This is a genomic window from Oerskovia douganii (assembly GCF_015142735.1).
GTDB lineage: Bacteria > Actinomycetota > Actinomycetes > Actinomycetales > Cellulomonadaceae > Oerskovia > Oerskovia douganii.
This window is the reverse complement of sequence record NZ_JACSPN010000025.1, coordinates 1-19,530: the sequence shown is the minus strand read 5'-3', so window position 1 is coordinate 19,530 and position 19,530 is coordinate 1. Positions and strand designations below refer to the sequence as shown.

The 19,530-nt window shown below is 74.7% G+C and carries 14 protein-coding genes; 3 read left to right on the top strand and 11 right to left on the bottom strand.

The annotated features are described in order from the left end of the window. The 5 genes from H9623_RS15955 to H9623_RS15935 all read right to left on the bottom strand — a co-directional run. Positions 1-2,897: PHP domain-containing protein (locus H9623_RS15955; protein WP_193721003.1), on the bottom strand; the 2,897-nt coding region annotated here is incomplete at its 3' end. Further along, on the bottom strand, positions 2,890-4,596 hold the full coding sequence (locus H9623_RS15950) for a DNA polymerase Y family protein (RefSeq protein WP_193721002.1): 1,707 nt from the start codon (positions 4,594-4,596) through the stop codon (positions 2,890-2,892). The genes H9623_RS15955 and H9623_RS15950, both read right to left, overlap by 8 nt. Then, complete coding sequence (locus H9623_RS15945) at positions 4,593-5,357, bottom strand: hypothetical protein (protein ID WP_193721001.1); 765 nt, start codon at positions 5,355-5,357, stop codon at positions 4,593-4,595. The genes H9623_RS15950 and H9623_RS15945 overlap by 4 nt, the downstream gene beginning before the upstream one ends. A 293-nt stretch (positions 5,358-5,650) precedes the next feature. Then, positions 5,651-6,037, bottom strand: a complete 387-nt coding sequence (locus H9623_RS15940) for a hypothetical protein (RefSeq protein ID WP_193721000.1) — start codon at positions 6,035-6,037, stop codon at positions 5,651-5,653. 104 nt (positions 6,038-6,141) lie between these two features. Then, positions 6,142-8,814 carry a discoidin domain-containing protein gene (locus H9623_RS15935; protein ID WP_193720999.1) on the bottom strand — a complete coding sequence of 891 codons (2,673 nt, stop codon included), beginning with the start codon at positions 8,812-8,814 and terminating at the stop codon, positions 6,142-6,144. A 311-nt stretch (positions 8,815-9,125) separates the two neighbouring features. Here H9623_RS15935 and H9623_RS15930 point away from each other — a divergent pair, with 311 nt between their 5' ends. Together H9623_RS15930 and H9623_RS15925 are read left to right on the top strand one after the other, a co-directional pair. Continuing rightward, the gene (locus H9623_RS15930) at positions 9,126-9,671 is read left to right on the top strand and encodes a YbhB/YbcL family Raf kinase inhibitor-like protein (protein ID WP_191804725.1); all 546 of its coding nucleotides are present in this window, start codon (positions 9,126-9,128) and stop codon (positions 9,669-9,671) included. Further along, positions 9,668-10,261 carry a YbaK/EbsC family protein gene (locus tag H9623_RS15925; protein ID WP_193720998.1) on the top strand — a complete coding sequence of 198 codons (594 nt, stop codon included), beginning with the start codon at positions 9,668-9,670 and terminating at the stop codon, positions 10,259-10,261. Before H9623_RS15930 ends, H9623_RS15925 begins: the two co-directional genes overlap by 4 nt. Before the next feature lie 57 nt (positions 10,262-10,318). Here the strand turns inward: H9623_RS15925 and H9623_RS15920 are convergent, their stop codons facing one another. The 6 genes from H9623_RS15920 to H9623_RS15895 all read right to left on the bottom strand — a co-directional run bounded on the left by H9623_RS15920 (position 10,319) and on the right by H9623_RS15895 (position 17,822). Further along, entirely contained in the window at positions 10,319-11,269 is a 951-nt protein-coding gene (locus H9623_RS15920) for a siderophore-interacting protein (protein WP_193721033.1), read from the bottom strand. 117 nt (positions 11,270-11,386) lie between these two features. Further along, a complete protein-coding gene (locus H9623_RS15915; protein ID WP_321575486.1) occupies positions 11,387-13,549 on the bottom strand; it encodes an iron ABC transporter permease in 2,163 nt (720 codons plus the stop codon). Beyond that, positions 13,546-14,535 carry an ABC transporter substrate-binding protein gene (locus H9623_RS15910; protein WP_193720997.1) on the bottom strand — a complete coding sequence of 330 codons (990 nt, stop codon included), beginning with the start codon at positions 14,533-14,535 and terminating at the stop codon, positions 13,546-13,548. Before H9623_RS15910 ends, H9623_RS15915 begins: the two co-directional genes overlap by 4 nt. Positions 14,536-14,639: 104 nt before the next feature. After that, the gene (locus H9623_RS15905) at positions 14,640-15,506 is read right to left on the bottom strand and encodes an ABC transporter ATP-binding protein (RefSeq protein WP_193720996.1); all 867 of its coding nucleotides are present in this window, start codon (positions 15,504-15,506) and stop codon (positions 14,640-14,642) included. 87 nt (positions 15,507-15,593) lie between these two features. Next, positions 15,594-16,463, bottom strand: coding sequence for a universal stress protein (locus tag H9623_RS15900; protein WP_193720995.1), 870 nt, complete (start codon positions 16,461-16,463; stop codon positions 15,594-15,596). 72 nt (positions 16,464-16,535) lie between these two features. Continuing rightward, a complete protein-coding gene (locus H9623_RS15895) occupies positions 16,536-17,822 on the bottom strand; it encodes an APC family permease (protein ID WP_321575485.1) in 1,287 nt (428 codons plus the stop codon). A gap of 329 nt (positions 17,823-18,151) precedes the next feature. Here H9623_RS15895 and aspS point away from each other — a divergent pair. After that, positions 18,152-19,530: aspartate--tRNA(Asn) ligase (gene aspS, locus H9623_RS15890; protein WP_193720993.1), on the top strand; the 1,379-nt coding region annotated here is incomplete at its 3' end.

Sequence of the window (19,530 nt, the reverse complement as noted above, 5' to 3'; positions counted from 1 at the left end):
CCGTCGGGCAGCACGTCCCTGCCCGACGGCGCCGCACCCTTCGCCGCCCGGCTCGCCGGCGCCCGGGGCAGCCGCTCGAGCCCCGCCTTGACGCCCGACGCGTTGACGTCCGGGCGCAGCGTCGTGACCCCGTGACGGCGCGCGTCCGCGACGAGCGACTGCGGCGAGTAGAACCCCATGGGCTGCGCCGCAAGCAGGCCAGCGTAGAACGCGGCCGGGTGGTGCACCTTGAGCCACGCGCTCGCGTACACGAGGTACGCGAACGAGTAGGCGTGCGACTCGGGGAACCCGAAGTCCGCGAACGCCTTGAGCTTGTCGAAGATCTGCTCGGCGACGTCCGGGGCGACCCCGTTCTTCGCCATGCCCTCCAGGAGCCGCCCGTGCAGCGCCTCCATGCGCTCGACCGACCGCTTGGACCCCATCGCGCGGCGCAGCTGGTCGGCCTCGGCCGCGCTGAAGCCCGCGACGTCGATCGCCATCTGCATGAGCTGCTCCTGGAACAGGGGCACGCCCAGGGTCTTGGCGAGCGACTTCTCGAGCAGCGGGTGCAGGAACGTGACCTTCTCCCGGCCGCGGGCCCGGTTGATGTACGGGTGCACCGAACCGCCCTGGATGGGGCCGGGGCGGATGAGCGCGACCTCGATCACGATGTCGTAGAACGTGCGCGGCTGCAGACGCGGCAGCGTCGCCATCTGGGCGCGCGACTCGACCTGGAACACCCCGACCGTGTCCGCCGCGCACAGCAGGTCGTACACGGCCGGGTCCTCGTCGGGCAGCGAGTGCAGCTCCAGGTGGAGCCCTTCGTGCTCGGCGATCAGCTCGAACGCGACCCGGATCGCCGTGAGCATCCCCAGGCCCAGGAGGTCGAACTTCACGAGCCCCGCGTCCGCGCAGTCCTCCTTGTCCCACTGCAGGACCGTGCGCCCCTCCATGCGGGCCCACTCGACCGGGCACACCTCGATCACGGGGCGGTCGCACATGACCATGCCGCCCGAGTGGATGCCGAGGTGCCTCGGGAGCCTCAGGAGGCGCTCCGCGAGGCTCAGCACCGGGGCCGGGATCTCGCCCTCCTCGGCGGCCGACGGCGGGCGGTGGGCGGGCACGACGTCGTGCGGGTCGTCGGAGCGCAGCGCGGGGTCGTCCCGCCGGTCCGCGTCGTCGTGAGCCAGCGGGTCGACGACGCGACCCGACAGGTCCGGGGTCCGGTCGGCGTGCCCCGCGTGCGGGCGGTCAGGGCGTCGCCGGGGTGCACCGGTCCCCCAGACCTCGGCCGCGCGGGCGTCCTTGGCCGCGGTGCGGGTCACGACGACGGGCGGGCCGACGGGCGTCGTGACCCGCCCCGCCGAGGCTGCGGCCCCGGCCGCCGGGCCGTGCGCCCTGCGCGCCGCGATCGCCCGTTCCCGGGCCGCCCGGTCCGCCGCGGGGCTCGACGGGTCCGGCCCGCGCAGCGACCCCCACCGCTCGATCGACTTGCTCCACGCGTCCTGCTGCCCGACGTCGTGCCCGAGGGCCCGCGCGGCGTCCCGCACCGCGGACTTCGGCCGGTAGGAGATGACGTTCGCGACCTGCGCCGCGTGCGTGCGCCCGAACCGCTCGTACACGTACTGGATGACCTCCTCGCGGCGCACCGACTCGATGTCGACGTCGATGTCCGGCGGGCCGTCGCGCTCGGGCGCGAGGAAGCGCTCGAACAGCAGGCCGTGCTTGACGGCGTCCACGGCCGTGATGCCGAGCGCGTAGCAGACGGCCGAGTTCGCGGCCGAGCCGCGCCCCTGGGCGAGGATCCCGCGCGTGCGGCAGAACTCCACGAGGTCGTAGACGATGAGGAAGTACCCGGGGAACCCGAGCTGCTCGATGATCGCGAGCTCGTGGTCGATCTGCCGCCACGCACCGGGCTCGTGCTCGGCGTCGCGCGGGCCGTAGCGGTCCGTGGCCCCCCTCTCCACGAGCACGCGCAACCACGACCGCTCGTCATGGCCGGCCGGGACCGGGTACGGCGGCAGCTCCGGGGCCACGAGGCGCAGGTCGAACTGGCACTCGGCCCCCAGCTCCGCCGCGGTGACCACGGCCTGCGGGTGGCGGCGGTGCCGGCCCGCCATCTCGGCCGCCGAGCGCAGGTGCGCGGTGGGGGCCCCGGGCAGCCAGCCGTCCATGTCGTCGAGCGACGAGCGTGCACGCACGGCCGCGAGCGCCCCCGCGAGAGGCGCGTCGCGGGGGCGCGCGTAGTGGACGTTGCCGGTCGCGACGAGCGGCAGGCGCGCCCCCGCGGCCAGGTCGGCGAGCGCGTCGCACAGGTCGCTGTCGCGGGGGTCGCCCGAGTCGGTGATCTCCACGGCCACGTTGTCCGGGCCGAAGACCTGGACGAGCCGGTCGAGCTCGCGCCGAGCGGCCCGCGGCCCCTCGGTGAGCAGCGCCGAGCGCACCGCGCCCTTGCGGCAGCCCGTGAGGACGAGCCACTGGCCGCCCGACTGCTCGCCGAGCAGGTCGAGGCGGTAGTCGGCCGCCCCCTTGGTGCCCGTCGCGAGGTGCGCGGTCGCGATCGCGCTCGACAGGTTGCGGTACCCGTCGGGGCCGCGGGCCAGGACGAGCAGGTGGGACGCGCGCGGGTCCGGCACGCCCGTGGGTGCGTCCAGGACGGGGGCGGCACCGGGGGTGGGCGCGACGGGCAGGTGCAGCTCGGCGCCGAACACGGTCGGCAGGGACAGCGCGCGCGCTGCGGTCGCGAAGCGGACCACCCCGTACAGACCGTCGTGGTCGGTCACCGCGAGCGCGGACAGGCCCAGGTGCGCGGCCTCGGCCGCGAGCTCCTCGGGGTGGCTCGCGCCGTCGAGGAAGCTGAACGCGGAGTGCGCGTGCAGCTCGGCGTAGCGGGGCGCCGAACCGACGGGCCTAGTCATAGACGGCCTCCACGGTCCAGCGCCCCTGGGCGCTCGCGAGCAGCACACCGCGCCCGTCGTCGAGCAGCACCTGCAGGTACGCCCGGCGGCGCGGTGCCTCGCTCCACCAGCGTTCGGCGAGCGGCCACGGCCCGGACCAGCCGAGCACGCGTCTGCCGGCCCCGGCGCGGGGCGCGAGCCACCGCACGGTCGCGGGCGGTGCGCTCATCGCAAGGCGTACGTCGACGCGGACGGGTGCTCCGGCGTCGTCCAGGACCGCGACGTCCTCCGGGACGTCCAGCACGAGGGCGGGCGCGGGCTCGGGCAGGCGTCCCGGCCACGGCAGGTCCGCCCGCCGGGGCGCGGGAGCCGCGTCCCCCCAGGGGGCGAGGTGCACCTGGTCGTGGACGTCGCGCCCGCCCTGCGTGGTGACGCTCAGGACGCCGTCCCCGCCCAGGAGCCCCTGGACGCGGCCCAGCGCACGCCGGGCGCGTGCGTCCTCGCCGCTCGACACGCCCCACAGCCGCGGCTGCTCGACCCCTGCGGGCACGACCTCCTCCGCGGTGATCGCGAGCCGCACGAGGGGCGAGGGCCGGTCCTCGGGCAGGTCCGGCAGGTCGTCGTGGGCCGTGCCGTCGTCCGGCTCGCTCCCGCGACCTCCCTGCGGGCTCCCTCGTCGCTGCCGCTGCTCCTGGCGCCGACGCTGCCCCAGCGCGACGCGCGACGCCGTGAGCCACCCCTCGAGCTGCCAGCGCACGCGGTCGGTGATCCGGGCCGCGGTGAGCCCGCCCATGGCCCCGTCGTCGCAGCGCCAGGTCCGTTCGAGCTCGCGCCCGTCCTCGGTGCGGGCCGTGATGCGCAGCCGACCGCACGACGACGACCGTTCGACGAGCTGGGCGTGCAGGTCCTCGGCGAGGCGGCGGGCCGCGAAGGTCGCGACGTCGACGCGCTCGGCGGGCGGGTCGAGCTCGCACCCGACGGCCACGTCGGCCTCGATGCGACGCCTCGCGGGCGGGCGCAGGTCCTCGCCCTGCGCGAGGCGCTGGGCCCACGCTCCCAGGTCGCCGAAGCGCGACAGGACGCTCGCGGCGGGCAGCGTCGCGAGGTCGGCGAGGGTCCGCACACCGAGGCGTCCCAGGAGGTCGACGAGCTCGGCGACGGGCTGGGCGTCGCCCGCGACGACGTGGACGAGCTCTCCCAGCGGGCGGGGGGCGAGGTAGGCGCGCGAGCCCCCCGCGGGCACGACGGACGAGGCCCTCGCCGCGAGCACCGCGGCCAGGATCCCGTCGGCGACGCCGACCTGGCTCTCGTGGCCGGTGTCGTGGACGACCCGCTCGACGAGCACCTGCGCGAGGCGCTCCTCGGTGCCGTGGTAGCGCGCGGGGCCGCCCGAGGGCAGGAGCAGCAGGCCCGGGCGCGCGACCTCGATGCCCGCGACCACGGTCTCGGCGGCGAGCGCGACGGGCTCGAACTCGCGCGCGTCGCGGGCGTCGTCGGCGTCGAGCAGCTCGATCTCGGGGCAGCACTCCTGCGCCCGACGGCGCCGCATCCCCCGGCGCACGCCCTGCGCCCGCGCGGTGGCCGAGACCGCGAGGACCCGGCGGCCGTCGTGCGTGGCCGCGGGCACGTGCGCGGGGACCTGCGCGGCGCCCATCGCGGCGACGACGGGCCAGTCCGGCACCCACAGGACCGCGGTGCGGGTGGCTGCCTCGGTGCTCATCCGACGAGCCGGAGGCCGGGCGGGGTCTTCTCGACCTGCCGCGGGTTCTTCACGGCGCCCCCGTGCAGCGGCAGCTCGACCTGGCGCACGATGCCGCGCGAGGCACCGGCCCGCCCGCTGCGCTCGACCGTGAGCCGTCGCCTGCGCAGGTACCCGGCACCGTGGTCCGTACCCGACCACGTGCCGTCGCGGACCGTGAGGACCACGTGCGCCCCCGCCCAGGGTTGTGCGGCGACGAGGAGGTTCCCGCGCTCGCGGGCGCGGGAGGTCAGGCGGCGTCGGTCGGCGTCCGTCAGCGCGGCCTGCGGTCCGACCACGACGACGTCGATCCCGTCGAGCAGGGCGGCGACGGCTGCCGCGGCGTCGGGGCCCGGGGACGGGACGAGCGCGACGCGGCCGAGATCGATGCCGGCCTCGGCCGCCGCGAGGATCCCGAGGCGGGGGAAGCCGACCATCGCCGTCCAGGCCCCCGTGCGGGAGGCCTCGGACAGCAGCGCGAGCAGGAGCGAGGTGGACCCGTCGACCACGACCGCGGTACCGCGCTGGAGGCCGCCGGACGGGAGCAGGCCGGCCAGCTCGTCGGGGACGGGGAGGAGCTTCTCCTCCCCCGTGCTCCCCGGTGCCCGCCGGGCCGAGAGCTCCGCGCGGCGCAGCACCGACCGGGCGAGCAGGGTCCGCTCGGCGTGCGTGGGGCCGGTGGCGCCTGCGGTGTCCGCGGGGCCGCCCAGGGCCGCCAGGAGGGCGTCGTCGACCAGGGTCATGACACCTCCTGCACGCTCGAAAGACATTCGAACAGGTGTTCGAACACTTCCAGTACACGCCTTCCCCGAGGGGGTGTCAACTCGCCCGAGCCCCTCGGCGCCGGGGGTCAACCAGTGGTCGATAGTTCGTCGATCGCGCAACTATCTACTAGGTATCCGGGCATTCCGGAAGTCTCACTCGGGGCTTCAAGCTTGGGCAGGAATCGGCGGATTCCCGGCGATCTCAGGCCCTCCCGCACGGCGCCACGCGAGGCCAGACCCTCGAGCGGCACTCGAGAGAACGACGACCTGTGTCATCGAGCGTGCGAGGGGCGGACCCGGAGCGCGAGGACCACGTAGACCCCGACCGCGACGAGGCCGGCCAGGGCCCCCAGGACCGTGGAGGCGGTCGGCCCCTCGTCGACCGTCCGCCAGGTCCCGAGCGCGACCCCCACCCCCGTGAACAGCCCCAGGAGGACGAACGCCGCCTTCTCCCCCGCGAGCGGCCCCCGGCGGCGCACCGTGATCGCGATACCGAGCGCGGCCACGAGGGCCAGGGCACCGAACAGCACCACGGCGGTCGTGGTGTCGTGGATGAAGTACCCCCTTCCTCGCCGCTGCTGCATCAGCAGGATGGGGGCGATGACCGCCAGGATGATCAGGACGACGCTCTGCGTCGTCCCCTTGCGTCGCTTCTGCACCCGCACATGGTGGCAGACGCGACACCTCGGCAGCCCCGGACGAACGCCCGAGGGGCCCGGCCTGTGCAGGCCGGACCCCTCGGGCGTTCGTCGTGCGTCAGGCGTCAGCCGCAGGCGGTCCCGGTGAAGGGGACCTCGACGGATCCTGCCTGCCCGGGCGAGCCCGCCGGGGAGACGTCGACGACGGCAGTGCCACCCTCGACGCCCACGGCCCGCGTGCTGAACGCGGCGTGCGCCCGCTTCTCGGGCGAGAGTGCGGAGAAGGTCCGGCTGCCGTACGGCGTCGTGACGACGACGTCGACGGGCGCCGCGTCGTCGTTGACGACGTCGACCGACAGCTGGGCCCGTCCGGCCACGCACCGCACGGTCGCGGTGGCCGTCACCTGCACGGGCTCGGCCGGCGCCGCCCCGCGCACCTCGAGGTCGTAGAGCGACAGGTACGGGTTGAGGCTCTTGGCGGTCGTCGTGACCCTGACGTACCGTGCGGCGGTCGCCGGCACGGTCAGGACGTCGGTGCGAGCCCCTCCCGCGAGCCCGGTCCTGGTCACGAGGGGGGACCAGGCGGCGCCGTCCTGCGACACCTCGACGCGGTAGGCGGTCGCCGAGGCGGCCTCCCAGCGCAGCGTGATCTCGTCGACCGTCCTGGCCGTGCCGAGATCCACCTGGACCCAGGGCTGCGCGCTGTAGTCGGCCGACCATCGCGTCGAGGGGTCGCCGTCGACGACGTTGGCCGCCGTCATGGTCGTGCCCGACTCGACGCCCGAGGCCGTCGCGACGGCACCCAGGGCGAGGTCCGGACGACCCAGGACGCTCAGTCGCCACGCGCCGACGCCGTCCGGACCGCCGACGACCGAGCTCAGCCGGACGTACCGGGCCTCGTGGGCGCCGAACGTGGCGCGGTCGATCCCCGGCCCGGTCGTGTTGCGATGCCGGGACGCCCTCGTCCAGGTGGACCCGTCGGCCGAGACCTCGACCGTGTAGCTCGTGGCTGCTGCCGCGGTCCAGTCGACCTCCACGGCGCCGACCGTCTGCACCGACCCCAGGTCCACGGTGAGCGTGGCGGGCGCCGTCGACCGCGTGCTCCAGCGCGTCGTCGTCTGGCCGTCGGTGAGGTGCTCGGGACCGTTGCCCTCGTCCGCGGACGAGGCCGTCACGGTCGCGCCGTGGCTCAGCTCGCCCGCGAGCTGGCCGCCTCGCGTGAAGTCGACCACCTCGATGCCGGGGCCCAGGCCCAGGGTGCGCGTGAGCGCCGAGAACTGCGCGAACGTGAGCTCGGGCGTCGCGCCGTCCCAGGTCTTCTGCGCGATCGTCGGGAAGGACAGCTCGACCAGGCCGTGCACGTCCTGCTGCGTGTAGTCGGCGTGCACGAGGTCGTTCCAGACCGCGAACATGGCTCCCTCCGCGGCCCCCTCGGGCACGATCTTGTTCCCGGTCCGGTTGGGCGCCCAGGACGAGTACAGCCACTGGTTGTTGAGCCCATTGCCGTGGTAGTAGCTCGCGAACGGGACGACGTACAGCGTCGAGTCGTCGGTGTTGAGGAACCGGTAGCCGTCGGCGTACGCCGACTCGATCGAGTACCAGCCGCCGTTCCACGAGTTGATCGTCACGTCACGGTCGTAGCCGTTCGCGTTGCCGTGCATCTGGGTGAAGCTCCCCCAGGCGCGCGGGTGCTTGCCGAGGCTGCGGACGTGGGCAGCCATGGTGTTGAAGTAGTCCCGGAAGAGCGCGGGCGACGCGTAGTACTCATCGACCCCCATGTGGACGTCGGGGCCCTCGAACCACGGCGCGAACTCGGTGAAGATCGACTTCATGACCGCCGTCGCCTCGGGCTTGCTCAGGTCCAGGTGGTCGGAGTTGCCGCCGTTCGTGCCGAGCTCGGGCTTCCAGCGGACGACCGAGCGCGCGTGGGCGGGCCCCTCGATCTCCGGGATGATCGTCACGGCGTGGGCTGCGGCGGTGTCCTCGAAGGACTGCCAGTCCGCCCGGTCGTAGGCTCCGTCGGTCGACGCGAGACCCGCGAACGCGGGGTTGTCGGACTGGAGCCGGAAGCCGGCCTGAGCGTCGGCCCAGTTGCCGCCCGCGGGGCTGATCTCGTTGTCCATGAGGTGGATCTGGAACTCGTTGAGCTTGAACCAGCTCATCATCGAGATGTAGTCGCGGACGAACTCGGGCGTGAAGAAGCGCCGCCCCACGTCGAGCATGAAGCCGCGCGAGGCGTAGTCGGGCCAGTCGACCGACTCCCCGACGGGCACGCTTCCGCGGCCCGGGCTCTGGACCAGCACCTGCAGGAGGCTCCGGGTCCCGTAGAAGGCCCCCTGCTCGGTCGGTGCGGTCACGGTCACGCGTCCCGGGTCGACGTCGAGGACGTAGCCTTCCTCGTCGAAGCGCTCGCCGCCCGCGGCGTGGACGAGCGTCGGGTCGACGACCAGCACGATGTCGCCCTCGTCCGGTGCCGCGTCCACGGCGACGGGGACCGTGCGGGCCGTGAGGTCGGCGATGTCCGCCGCGACCTGCGCGCCCATCTCCTCGAGCGTGGCAGGGACGACGATCCGGGTCGAGGAGTCGAGATCGAACGACCCGCTGCCTCCCGTCCACTCCTTGAGCGTCGGGACGACCGCGGGCTTGGCGTTGGTGACGTCGGCGGCCGCGGGAGCCGTCAGGGCGACGCTCCCGGCGGCCGTGCCGAGCGCGAGGGCGAGGGCGGTGGCCGAGGCGACCGCCCGTCGTCGGGCACCGGACGACCTGCGTCCGGACAGGGGCCCTCTGGCGGGGCTCACGGGTGGTGGGACTGCGTGCATGGCGACCTGCTCTCTGGTCGGCGATGCGCCCGGGGGTCTGCCGGGACCGGTGGCGATCGACGCTCGTGACATGGCATCTGTGGCACTCACTGCGTGGCCCGAGGATCGCCCGGGCAGTCACCAGATTTGCGGGTGGTGACGGAGTTTGTCAATAGCGGGGCCTGAACAAGCACAATCCTGCAAAGTGTGGTTCGCTGGGCGGGCAAGGAGGGACAATTCACCGCGCGCTTCCGACGCCACCGACGCCCCCGCACCTGGCCCCTCCCCCGCCCACCGGGCACGATGGGACGATGAACCTCGCCGACCGGCCCCTCGCTCCCGACCCCTACTCGCTCCTGCCCCAGGTCCCACGCTTCAGCGTCACGAGCGACGACGTCGCGCACGGCGAACCCATGGCGCGCACGCACGCGGCCGGCGGCGACAACCGGTCGCCCGAGCTGTCCTGGAACCACTTCCCCGCGGCCACGCGCTCGTTCCTCGTGAGCTGCTTCGACATGGACGCGCCGACCCCGGCGGGCTACTGGCACTGGACCGTCGTCAACGTGCCCGCGTCCACCGTGACGCTCGCGCAGGGCGCAGGGTCACCCGGAGGCGGTTACCTCCCGCCGGGAGCGGTGCAGACCCGGCACGACGGCGGTGGGCCGGGCTACCTGGGCGCCGCACCCCCGCCCGGCGACAGACCGCACCGGTACGTGTTCGCGGTGCACGCGCTCGACGTCGAGACGCTCGACGTCACCCCCTCGACGACCGCGACCGCGGTCGCCATGGCGGCCGTGTTCCACACGATCGGGCGAGCGACCATCACGCCGACCTACCAGGTCCTGGTCGCCGCATGAGCCACGACGGGATCGACCGCCTCACCCTTCCGACCCTCGGCGACCTCGACTGGGTCCCCGCGACGACCCGGCCCGACCTGCTCGCACCGTCGGTCGCCGAGGCCCTCGCCCGGTGGACCGCTCAGGACCCCCGCGTCGCCGAGCAGGTCGCCGTCGTCGAGATCGACCCGGACCTCGCCGACACCGCCACGCTCAACGCGGCCCACGACCTGCCGCCCGCGGTCTCCGCGAACTGCGTCCTGGTCGCCGGGCGGCGCGGGGGCGACGAGCGGATCGCCGCGGCCGTCGTGCGGGCCACGACCCGGGCCGACGTGAACACGCGCGTGCGGTCGCTGCTCGACGTGCGCAAGGCCTCGTTCCTGCCCATGGACCGCGCGGTCGTCGAGTCCGGCATGGAGTACGGCGGGATCACCCCGATCGGGCTCCCCGAGGGATGGCGCGTGCTGCTCGACGCCGCCGTCGCCACGGACGGCGAGGCCGCGCTGATCGGGAGCGGGCTGCGCCGCTCCAAGCTGCTGCTGCCGGGCGCCCTGCTCGCGCGGCTGCCCGGGGTCGAGCTGGTCGAGGGGCTGGGCGTGCCGGTGGGGTGAGCGGGCGCCCGGCGCGGCCCTCACGGCCGTCAGCCCTCGGCGCGGCCCTCACGGCCGTCACCCCTCGGCGCGGCCCTCACGCCAGTAGCCCATGAACGCGACCGACCGACGGTCCACACCGCGCTCGGACACGAGGTAGCGCCGCAGCGTCTTGATGACCGAGGCCTCCCCGGCGAGCCACGCGTAGAGCTCGGCGCACGCGACCAGGGGTGCGCCGTCGTCGTCCACGGGAACCTCCCAGAGGATGTCCGTGTCGACGTCGACGTCCTCGAGCTCGGCCACCTCGCCGGCCGTGCCGGGGCGCGCCGCGAGCCCGCGCGCGGCGCAGGTCAGCGAGTGGGTCGCACCGCACACGTTGCGCTCGAGCAGGCGGTCCGCGGCCTCGCGGACGGCGGGCACGAGCAGGTCGCCGTGCGCCCGGCCCTCGCGGGCGAGCCAGGTGACGTTCACGCCGGCGGGCGCCGTGACGGGCAGGACGTCGCCCGCGTGCGGGACCTCGAGGAAGACCTCGCCGACCTCGTCGGCCGGGAGGGACTCCAGGATCGAGGCGATGGCCGGGACCGCGGTCTCGTCCCCGGCGAGCAGCAGCGCGTGGCTGCGGACCGGGCGAGAGAACTCGACGCCGCCGTGAGCACCGTGCCACAGCCCGTTGGGGCCCAGCAGGACGACCTCGGTACCGGGGCGCGCAGCGAGCGCCCACCGGGACGCGGGGCCCGCGTCGCCGTGCAGGACGAGGTCGACGTCCACCTCGGAGACCTCAGGACGCACCGCGCGCACGGTGTAGGTGCGCAGCGGATTGCGCCGCTCCTCGGGCTGGGCGCGCCAGGCGGCGTACCACTCGCCCGTGCGGTCGAGGTGCTCGTAGCCGCCGTCGGTCGCGGGCAGGACGAGCTTGATGCGCTGGTCCAGGCCGTTGTCGGCGAACTCGTGCAGGTCGTGGCCCGTGAAGGTCACGCGCAGGAAGCTGGGGGCCAGGCGCTCGACCCGTCGCACCTGCACGTCGAACATGCGGAACGGGGAGATCTCCTGCTCGGTCACGACACTGGTCTGGCTCACGTAGGCGAGCCTAACCAAACATCGGGCCCGGGTGAACCCCCGGACCCGTCCCTGTGGTCGGGATCACTCTCACGCCTCGCGGCCGCGGCTGCGCCACAGGAGCCACACGAAGTACGGCGCACCGATGAGCGCCGTCGTCAGGCCCGCGGGGATCTGGGCGGGTGCGATGACCGTGCGGCCCACGGTGTCGGCGACGCTCACGAGGACGGCCCCGAGCAGCATCGAGACCGGGATGACGCGGCCGTTGCGGGACCCGACGAGGGCCCGCGCGGCGTGCGGGGCGACGAGACCCACGAAGCCCACGACGCCGACCGCGCACACCGCGGCGGCCGTCAGCACCGCGCTCGCGCCCAGGAGCAGGAGGCGCGTGCGGTCGAGGCGCAGGCCCAGGACCCGCGGGGTGTCCTCGTCGAGCGCCAGGACGTCCATCTCGCGCCGGTGGAGCACCGCGACGGGCACGACCACGAGCAGCGCGAGCACGACGGGGACCACGTGCTCGAGCGTGCGCCCGTACGTGGACCCGGACAGCCAGGTGAGCGCGAGGTTGAGGTTCCACGGGGCCACGACGACGATCACGAGCGTGGTCAGGGCCGTGGCCCCCGCGCTCATGCCGATGCCGATCAGCACGAGGCGGTCCGAGCTCAGTCCGCCCCGGTACGCCAGGCGGTAGACGATCGCGAACGTCCCGAGCGCGCCGACGACGGCCGCCACGGACATCCCCACGATGCCGACGCCGGGCACGAGCAGGACGACCGCGACGGCCCCCAGGCCCGCGCCCGCGGTCACGCCGAGCAGCCCCGGCTCGGCCAGCGGGTTGCGGCACACGGCCTGCACCACGGTTCCCGCCAGGCCCAGCGCGGCGCCCGCGAGGATCGCGGCGAGCGCGCGCGGGAAGCGCTGGTCGAGCACGAAGCTCACCTGCTTGCCCGCCCGGTCGGCGGCCCAGTTGAGGACGTCGCCCGTGAGCAGGAGCCGGTCGCCCAGCAGGAGCGCCGCGATCGTGGCCGCGACCAGGAGTGCGACCAGGACGGCCGTGACCACCAGCGCGCGGCGCGAGGTGCGTGGCCGGACGTGCGCGGCCCGGGTCCCCGCAGCAGGTCCCGAGTCCTTGAGGCGGCGCGCGAGCCACACGAGCGTCGCGGCGCCGAACACGGTCGTGATGACGCCCGTCGGGACGGCGACGCCGTAGGTGCCGGGCAGCACGAGGCGCAGCAGGACGTCGGCGCCCAGGATGACGATCACGCCCGCGATCCCCGAGAGCGGGATGAGCACACGGTGCCGGTTGAGACCGGGCACCTTGCGCGCCACGAGGCGCACGATCACCGGGGCGCACAGTCCGACGAACCCGACCGGGCCCGCGACCGTGACGGCCGTCGCGGACAGCAGGACCGCGAGCAGGATGGTCACGACGCGCGTGGCGCGCACGTCGATCCCGAGCACGGTCGCGGTGTCGTCGCCCAGCGCCAGGAGGTCCAGCCGGTGGGCCACGAGGACCAGCCCGCCGAGGCCCACGACCACGAGCGGGGCCACGAGCGCGACCTGCGACGTGCCGGACTGGACGATCGAGCCGCTCCCCCACGCGAAGAGCCCCATGGTCTCCTGCTGGAACAGCACGAGCAGCACGGTCGTCAGCGATTGCAGGGCCAGGGTGATCGCGGAGCCCGCGAGGATCAGCCGCGTGGGCCCTGCCGCACCGCCGCGCGCCAGGACGAGCACCAGGCCCGAGGCCGCGAGGCCACCGATCAGCGCCAGGGTCCCCGAGAGGTAGAACGGGAGCGTCACGCCGACCACGGCCGCGCCCACGACCGCGACGTAGGCGCCCGCGTTGACCGCGAGCGTGTCGGGCGAGGCCAGCGGGTTGCGCGCCACCGACTGGAGCGCGGCTCCGGCCGCGCCGAGCGAGACGCCCACGAGGAGGCCCGCGAGCAGGCGGGGCAGGCGCGAGGCGACCAGGACGGCGGCCACGGTCCGGTCCGCGTCGGCGTCGCCGGCGGTCCCGCCCACGACGAGCCTCAGCAGGTCGCCGAGGCCGACGTCGGCCGTCCCCTGCGTGAGGTGGATCGCGGCCAGCACCAGGACGACGAGGATCGCGACGACGAACGCCGAGGCGACCGTCAGGCGGAACCGGACGCGCGAGCGCCCCAGGGGAACCGGCGGGGCCAGGAGCCCCGAGGAGTCGTCCGGGACCTCGCTCTGGGCCGTCGAGAGTCCCCCCGGGGCGCTCGTGCTCACTGGGTCAGTGCCGCGACGAGCGCGTCGACGTAGGCGTTGGCCGAAGCCGGGCCGCCGAACATCCAGATGCCGTCGGGGATGCGGTGCACGTCACCGGCGATGACGAACGGGAGCTGCTGCCAGATCGCGTTGTCCTTGAGCCCGTCCGCGAAGGGGTCGGCCTCGGAGTCGCTCGCGGCGTAGACGAACTGGACGTCGCTCAGCGCCGTGAGGCCCTCGACGTCGGTCTGCGCGAGGCCGTAGTCGGGGTCGCCCTCGCCGGTCCAGGCGTTCTCGAGGCCCAGCTCGGCGCCGACCGCACCCAGGAACGAACCGGGCGTGTACATGCGCACCGAGACCGTGCCGTTGTTGACCCAGCCGTCGGCCATGACGTACGAGGCGCCCGCCACGCCGGCCTCGTCGAGGGCCTTCTTGCCCTCGGCGACCTTGGTGTCGAAGCCCGCGAGCAGCTCGGCGCCCTTGTCCTCGGTACCCGTCGCGGTCGCGAGGGTCTCGACGGTCTGACGCATGTACCCGATCGGGTCGGTGCCGTCCGAGCCGCGCAGGGTGACGACGGGCGCGATGTCCTCGAGCTGGTCGATCACGTTGTCGGCCGTGTCCGTGGTGACGGCGATGAGGTCGGGCTCGAGCGCGGAGATCGCGTCGAGGCTCGCCTCGCCGCGCGTGCCGACGTCCGGGGTGGAGGCGTCGAGGGGCACCGAGGTGTCCCAGGTGTTGTAGCCCTCGACGTCGGCCTGGCCGACGATGTCGACGCCGAGCGCGAGCAGGTTCTCGGTCAGGCCCCACTCGAGCGAGACGACCTCGGTCGCAGGAGCGTCGAGCGTCTGCTCGCCGCGCTCGTCGGTGAAGGTGACGGGGCCCGCGTCGGAGGCGGCGGTCGCGTCGGCCGTGCCGGCGTCGGCCTCCTCCGTGGTGCCGCACGCGGTGAGGGTGAGCGCTGTCACGAGCAGGACGGCGGGCAGGCCGGTCCGGAGGGTCGTTCGCATGGGGGTCCTGTGTCCTTGAGGTGCGGCCCGCGCCGGGACGGCGTCGGGCTCGGTGGGCCACCGCGCGGGGGTGCGCGGCGGCACGGGGTGCGTCGGCCCGGCCGTCAGGGGACGGCGACGAGCCTGCGGGTCGTGTGCCGCCCGACGGGCGCGGTCTGCACCGTGCCGGTCAGCGGGTCGTGCGTGACCTCGATCCGGATGCCGTAGGTCTCGCTCAGGGCGTCGGCCGTCAGGACGTCCGCGGCCTCGCCCGCGGCGCGGACGACGCCGCGCTGGAGCAGGACCACGTGGTCGGCGACCGCGGCCGCCTGGTTGAGGTCGTGCAGCACGACGCCCACGGCCACGCCGTGGGCGTCCGCGAGGTCGCGCACGAGGTCGAGGATCTCGACCTGGTAGCGCAGGTCCAGGTAGGTCGTGGGCTCGTCGAGGAGCAGCACGCCCGTGTCCTGCGCGAGGCACGTCGCGAGCCACACGCGCTGGAGCTCACCGCCCGACAGCTCGTCGACGCCGCGCCCGGCCATGGCCGCGACGCCCGTGACGTCCATGGCCCACGCGATCGCGCGGGCGCCGTCGGGGTCCGTGGAGCGGAAGCGCGCCCGGTGCGGGTGCCGTCCGTACCCGACGACGTCGCGCACGCTCACGCCGTTGGGCGTGGGCCTGCTCTGCGAGAGCAGCGTGACGCGGCGCGCGAAGTCCTTGGGGTGCAGCGCGAGCGCGTCGGGGACGTCGGGCAGGCTCACGGTCCCGTCGAGCGGCTTGTGCAGCCGGGCGAGCGAGCGCAGGAGCGTCGACTTGCCGCTCCCGTTGGGCCCGATCAGCGCGGTGACCTGTCCGGGGAGCAGACGCAGCGAGGCGTCGTGCACGACGGCGTTCCCGTCGTACCCGAGGCTCAGCCCGGTCCCGGCGAGGGCCGGGAGGGCGGGGTCCTGGGCTGCCGTGGTGTCGTCGGCTCCCGATAAGGTCTGGCTCACGGAGGTGAGCCTAACCAAACATCCCCACCGGGTGAAAGTCTCAGGACCGAACCTGTGGCGGGGATCACGCGACCGTGGACGCCGGGGTCAGCGCACGATCGTCACGGGGCAGTGCGCCTCGCGCACCAGCGCGTGGCTCACCGAACCCAGGACGAGCGCCGCGAACCCACCCCGGCCGCGCGAGCCCACGACGAGCCGCTCGGCCCCCTCCGAGGCCCTGACCAGTGCGGGAGCCGGGTAGGCCTCGACCGTCTCGCCCTCGACGTCGATCCCGTCGAACGCCTCGCGCACCTGGGCGAGCGCCGCGGCGAGCTGCCGCTCGGCGCCCTGCTCGGCGCGCTCGCGCGGGAACTCCGCGGCGACATAGCTCTCGAGGTGGGCCGAGGCCCGCGTCCACCAGGCGACCACGACACGCAGGGACGCCTGTCGCGAGACAGCCACCTCGGCCGCGTGGAGCAACGCGTCGGTCGAGGCCGCCGACCCGTCGACCCCCACCACGACGGGCAGGTTCACGTCGCGCAGCGCCTCGACGTCGCCGTGCACCACGACGACCGGGCAGTGCGCGTGCGCAGCGACCGCGAGCGCCACGGAGCCGCCGAGCTCACCGCGCACCCGCCCGTGGTCCCCGGAACCGACGACCACGACCGAGGCGTCGAGCGATGCGCCGACCAGGGTCGCCGCAGGGGTCGTGTACTCGACGGTCGCCTCGACCTCGAGGTCCGGCTCGACCTCGAGCGCCGTGCCACGGCCGCGGTCCGCGAGCGCCCGCGCTCCGGCCTGCGCGTCGTCCCCACCGCCCGGCAGCGAGGGCTCCAGGTGGGAGTCGTGCGCGTCGCGCGCGAAGACGACGTCGAGCCGCGTGCTGCGCCGTCGGGCTTCGCGCGCAGCCCAGCGCACCGCTGAGGTCGCCGAGGGCGACCCGTCATACCCGACAACGACCGGTCCGACGCTGGACATACGTCCATCGTCACCCCGCGGGCGTCCTGGCGCGAGGGCTGGGGCGTCGGCTCCGGACGCGTCGCGGCCGGGTCACGGGCGGGGCGTCCGCCGCGCGGTGGCCCGGACCACGGCTCGTCCGGCCAGCCCCACGAGGAGCACCGCCCCGCCCGCGAGCACCGACGCCGGCGGGAGCGCGGCGGCGAGCACCACGCACCCGACGAGCCCCAGGACCTGGAGGGCGCGGGGCCACCGACGGTCGTCGGGCCCCTGCGTGAGGGCCGCCAGGTTGGCGACCGCGTAGTACGTCAGCACCGCGAAGGACGAGAACCCGACGGCCGTGCGGAGGTCGGCCACCAGGACGAGGACGACGAGGACGGCCCCCAGCACGGCCTCGGCCCGCGCCGGCACCCGATGCACCGGGTGCACCGCCGCGAGCGGGCCGGGCAGGTCGCCCTCGCGAGCCATCGCGAGCGTCGTCCGTCCCACCCCGGCGACGAGCCCCAGGAGCGCACCCCCGCAGGCCGCGGCGGCGCCGACCCGCACGACCACGTCCCCTCCGGGCCACCCGGCCGCGCCGACGAGGTCGGCGAGCGGCGCCGTCGACCCGGCGAGGGCGTCCACGCCGAGCGCCCGCAGCGCGCCGAACCCGACCACCGCGTAGACGACCACCACGATCCCGAGCGCGAGCTGGATCGCCCGCGGGATCGTCACGCGCGGGTCGCGCACCTCTTCCCCGAGCGTCGCGACCCGCGCGTACCCGGCGAACGCGAAGAACAGCAGCCCGGCGCTCTGGAGCACGCCGTGCGACCCCTGCGGTGCCCCCACCTCCGACGGGGACTCAGCGACAGGAACCTGCCACGCGACGACGACCACGAGCACCAGCACGAGCACCGTCACGGCGACCAGGACGCGCGTGACCTGGGCCGTGCGGGTCACCCCCCGGGCGTTGACCGCGACCAGCGCCACGACGACGAGCGCGGCCACGGGGCGCTGCGCGCCGGGGGCGGCATAGGCCGCGAAGGTCAGGGCCATGGCCGCGCACGAGGCCGTCTTCCCGACGACGAAGGACCACCCCGCGGCGAACCCCCACCACGGTCCCAGGCGTTCACGCCCGTACGCGTAGGCCCCGCCCGACGTCGGGTAGCGGGCCGCGAGCTGCGCGGTGGACGTCGCGTTGGCGTAGGCGACCAGGGCCGCGACCGCGAGCCCCGCGAGCAGCCACCACCCGGCCGCGGCGGCCGCCGGGGCGAAGACCGCGAACACCCCGGCGCCGAGCATCGAGCCGACGCCGATCACGACGCTGTCGGCCAGCCCCAGGCGGCGGGCGAGCGCGGCGGGACGAGGGGGCTGGGCGGGCTCTGCGGGCTGTGCGGTCACGGTGCGACCGTAGCGAGAGCGGGTGAACGGAAGGTGCCGCGCACCGCTGGGTGCATGGTTCCGCTGCTGCTCGCCGAGCATGTCGCAGCCGAACCACGCGCTCGACGTCCGCCCGGAGAATTCCCGCGACGAACGGATGCACCGTGGGTAGGGTCGGAACCGGTGGACGTGAGGCGTGACGACCCTCGGCCCGGCTCTCGCAGCACGGGCGGACGTGCCCCGCGCGTGCGGCGTACCGACGAGAGGTCGGGACCTCCCGGCGAAGGAGTGGTGGCACAGCGACCTAGCCCCCGCCCGCTCCTCCAGGGCCTTCGCCTGCTGGAGGAACCATGAGACCACCCACCCCACCCGTCGCGCTTCCCGGCTCCCGCACCCTCGCCGCCGACCTCTCCTCCGTGCCCCCTGGCACGTCCGTGACGCTCGACGGCTGGGTGCACCGCCGCCGGGAGCTCGCCACGGTCACCTTCCTGGTGCTGCGCGACCGGTCGGGCCTGGCCCAGGTCGTCGTGCGTGCCGGCGACGAGCAGGACGTGCCGCCCGAGGAGACCGTGGTCGAGGTCACGGGCACCGCCACGGCGAACGCCCAGGCGCCCGGCGGGATCGAGGTGACCTCACCGACCCTCGTCCTCCTCACCGACCCCGCGGTGACCCCACCCGTCGAGCTCTGGCGCCCCACGCTCGACGTGGCGCTGCCGACGCTGCTCGACCACGCGGCCGTCGCGTGGCGCCACCCCGCCCAGCGTGCGCGGTGGGAGGTCGCGGCCGCGTCGTTGCGGGGCTTCCGCGAGGTGCTCGACGCGCAGGGGTTCACCGAGGTCCACTCGCCCAAGATCGTCGCGTCGGCGACCGAGTCGGGGGCGAACGTGTTCGCGGTCGACTACTTCGGCGGTCCCGCCTTCCTGGCGCAGAGCCCCCAGCTGTACAAGCAGCAGCTCGTCGGGGTGTTCGAGCGCGTGTACGAGGTGGGACCGGTCTTCCGCGCCGAGCCGCACGACACGGTCCGCCACCTCGCCGAGTACGTCTCGCTCGACGTCGAGCTCGGGTTCGTGCACGACCATCGCGACGTGCTGCGGGTCCTGCGCGACGTCCTGGCGGGCATGGTCGCGGGGGTGCACGAGCTCGCGGCCGGGGCGGTCGCGGCCCAGGGCTTCACCGTCCCGGTCGTGCCCGACGAGATCCCCGTGATCCACTTCGCCGAGGCGCTGGCCCTGGTCGGCGCACCCTCGGACGAGCCCGACCTGACCCCCGAGCACGAACGCGCCCTGGGGAGGTGGGCGCTCGCCGAGCACGGGAGCGACTTCCTCGCCGTCGAGGGCTATCCGATGGCCAAGCGCCCCTTCTACACGCACCCTCAGCCCGACGACGCGCGGTGGAGCAACAGCTTCGACCTGCTCTTCCGCGGTCTCGAGCTCGTCACGGGCGGTCAGCGGCTGCACCGGCACGCCGACTACGTCGCGGCGATCACGGCCCGCGGCGAGGACCCGGCCGCCTACGCGACCTACCTCGAGGCGTTCGAGCACGGCATGCCGCCGCACGGCGGCTTCGCGATCGGCCTCGAGCGCTGGACGGCTCGCCTGACCGGGGCGACGAACGTCCGGGAGGTCACGCTGTTCCCGCGCGACCTGCACCGGCTAGTTGTACCCGGCCAGGAGGTTGGTTACAGCCTGCTGATCGGGGGTTGGCCGTCGAGGGCTTGGTGGCGACGGTG

Bases quoted from the DNA above. Each gene is read 5' to 3' on its own strand.
- H9623_RS15900 (WP_193720995.1), bottom strand. From the start codon at position 16,463: ATGTCCAGCGTCGGACCGGTCGTTGTCGGGTATGACGGGTCGCCCTCG.
- H9623_RS15945 (WP_193721001.1), bottom strand. From the start codon at position 5,357: ATGACCCTGGTCGACGACGCCCTCCTGGCGGCCCTGGGCGGCCCCGCG.
- H9623_RS15950 (WP_193721002.1), bottom strand. From the start codon at position 4,596: ATGAGCACCGAGGCAGCCACCCGCACCGCGGTCCTGTGGGTGCCGGAC.
- H9623_RS15925 (WP_193720998.1), top strand. From the start codon at position 9,668: ATGAGCCACGACGGGATCGACCGCCTCACCCTTCCGACCCTCGGCGAC.
- H9623_RS15930 (WP_191804725.1), top strand. From the start codon at position 9,126: ATGAACCTCGCCGACCGGCCCCTCGCTCCCGACCCCTACTCGCTCCTG.
- H9623_RS15920 (WP_193721033.1), bottom strand. From the start codon at position 11,269: ATGTTCGACGTGCAGGTGCGACGGGTCGAGCGCCTGGCCCCCAGCTTC.
- H9623_RS15910 (WP_193720997.1), bottom strand. From the start codon at position 14,535: ATGCGAACGACCCTCCGGACCGGCCTGCCCGCCGTCCTGCTCGTGACA.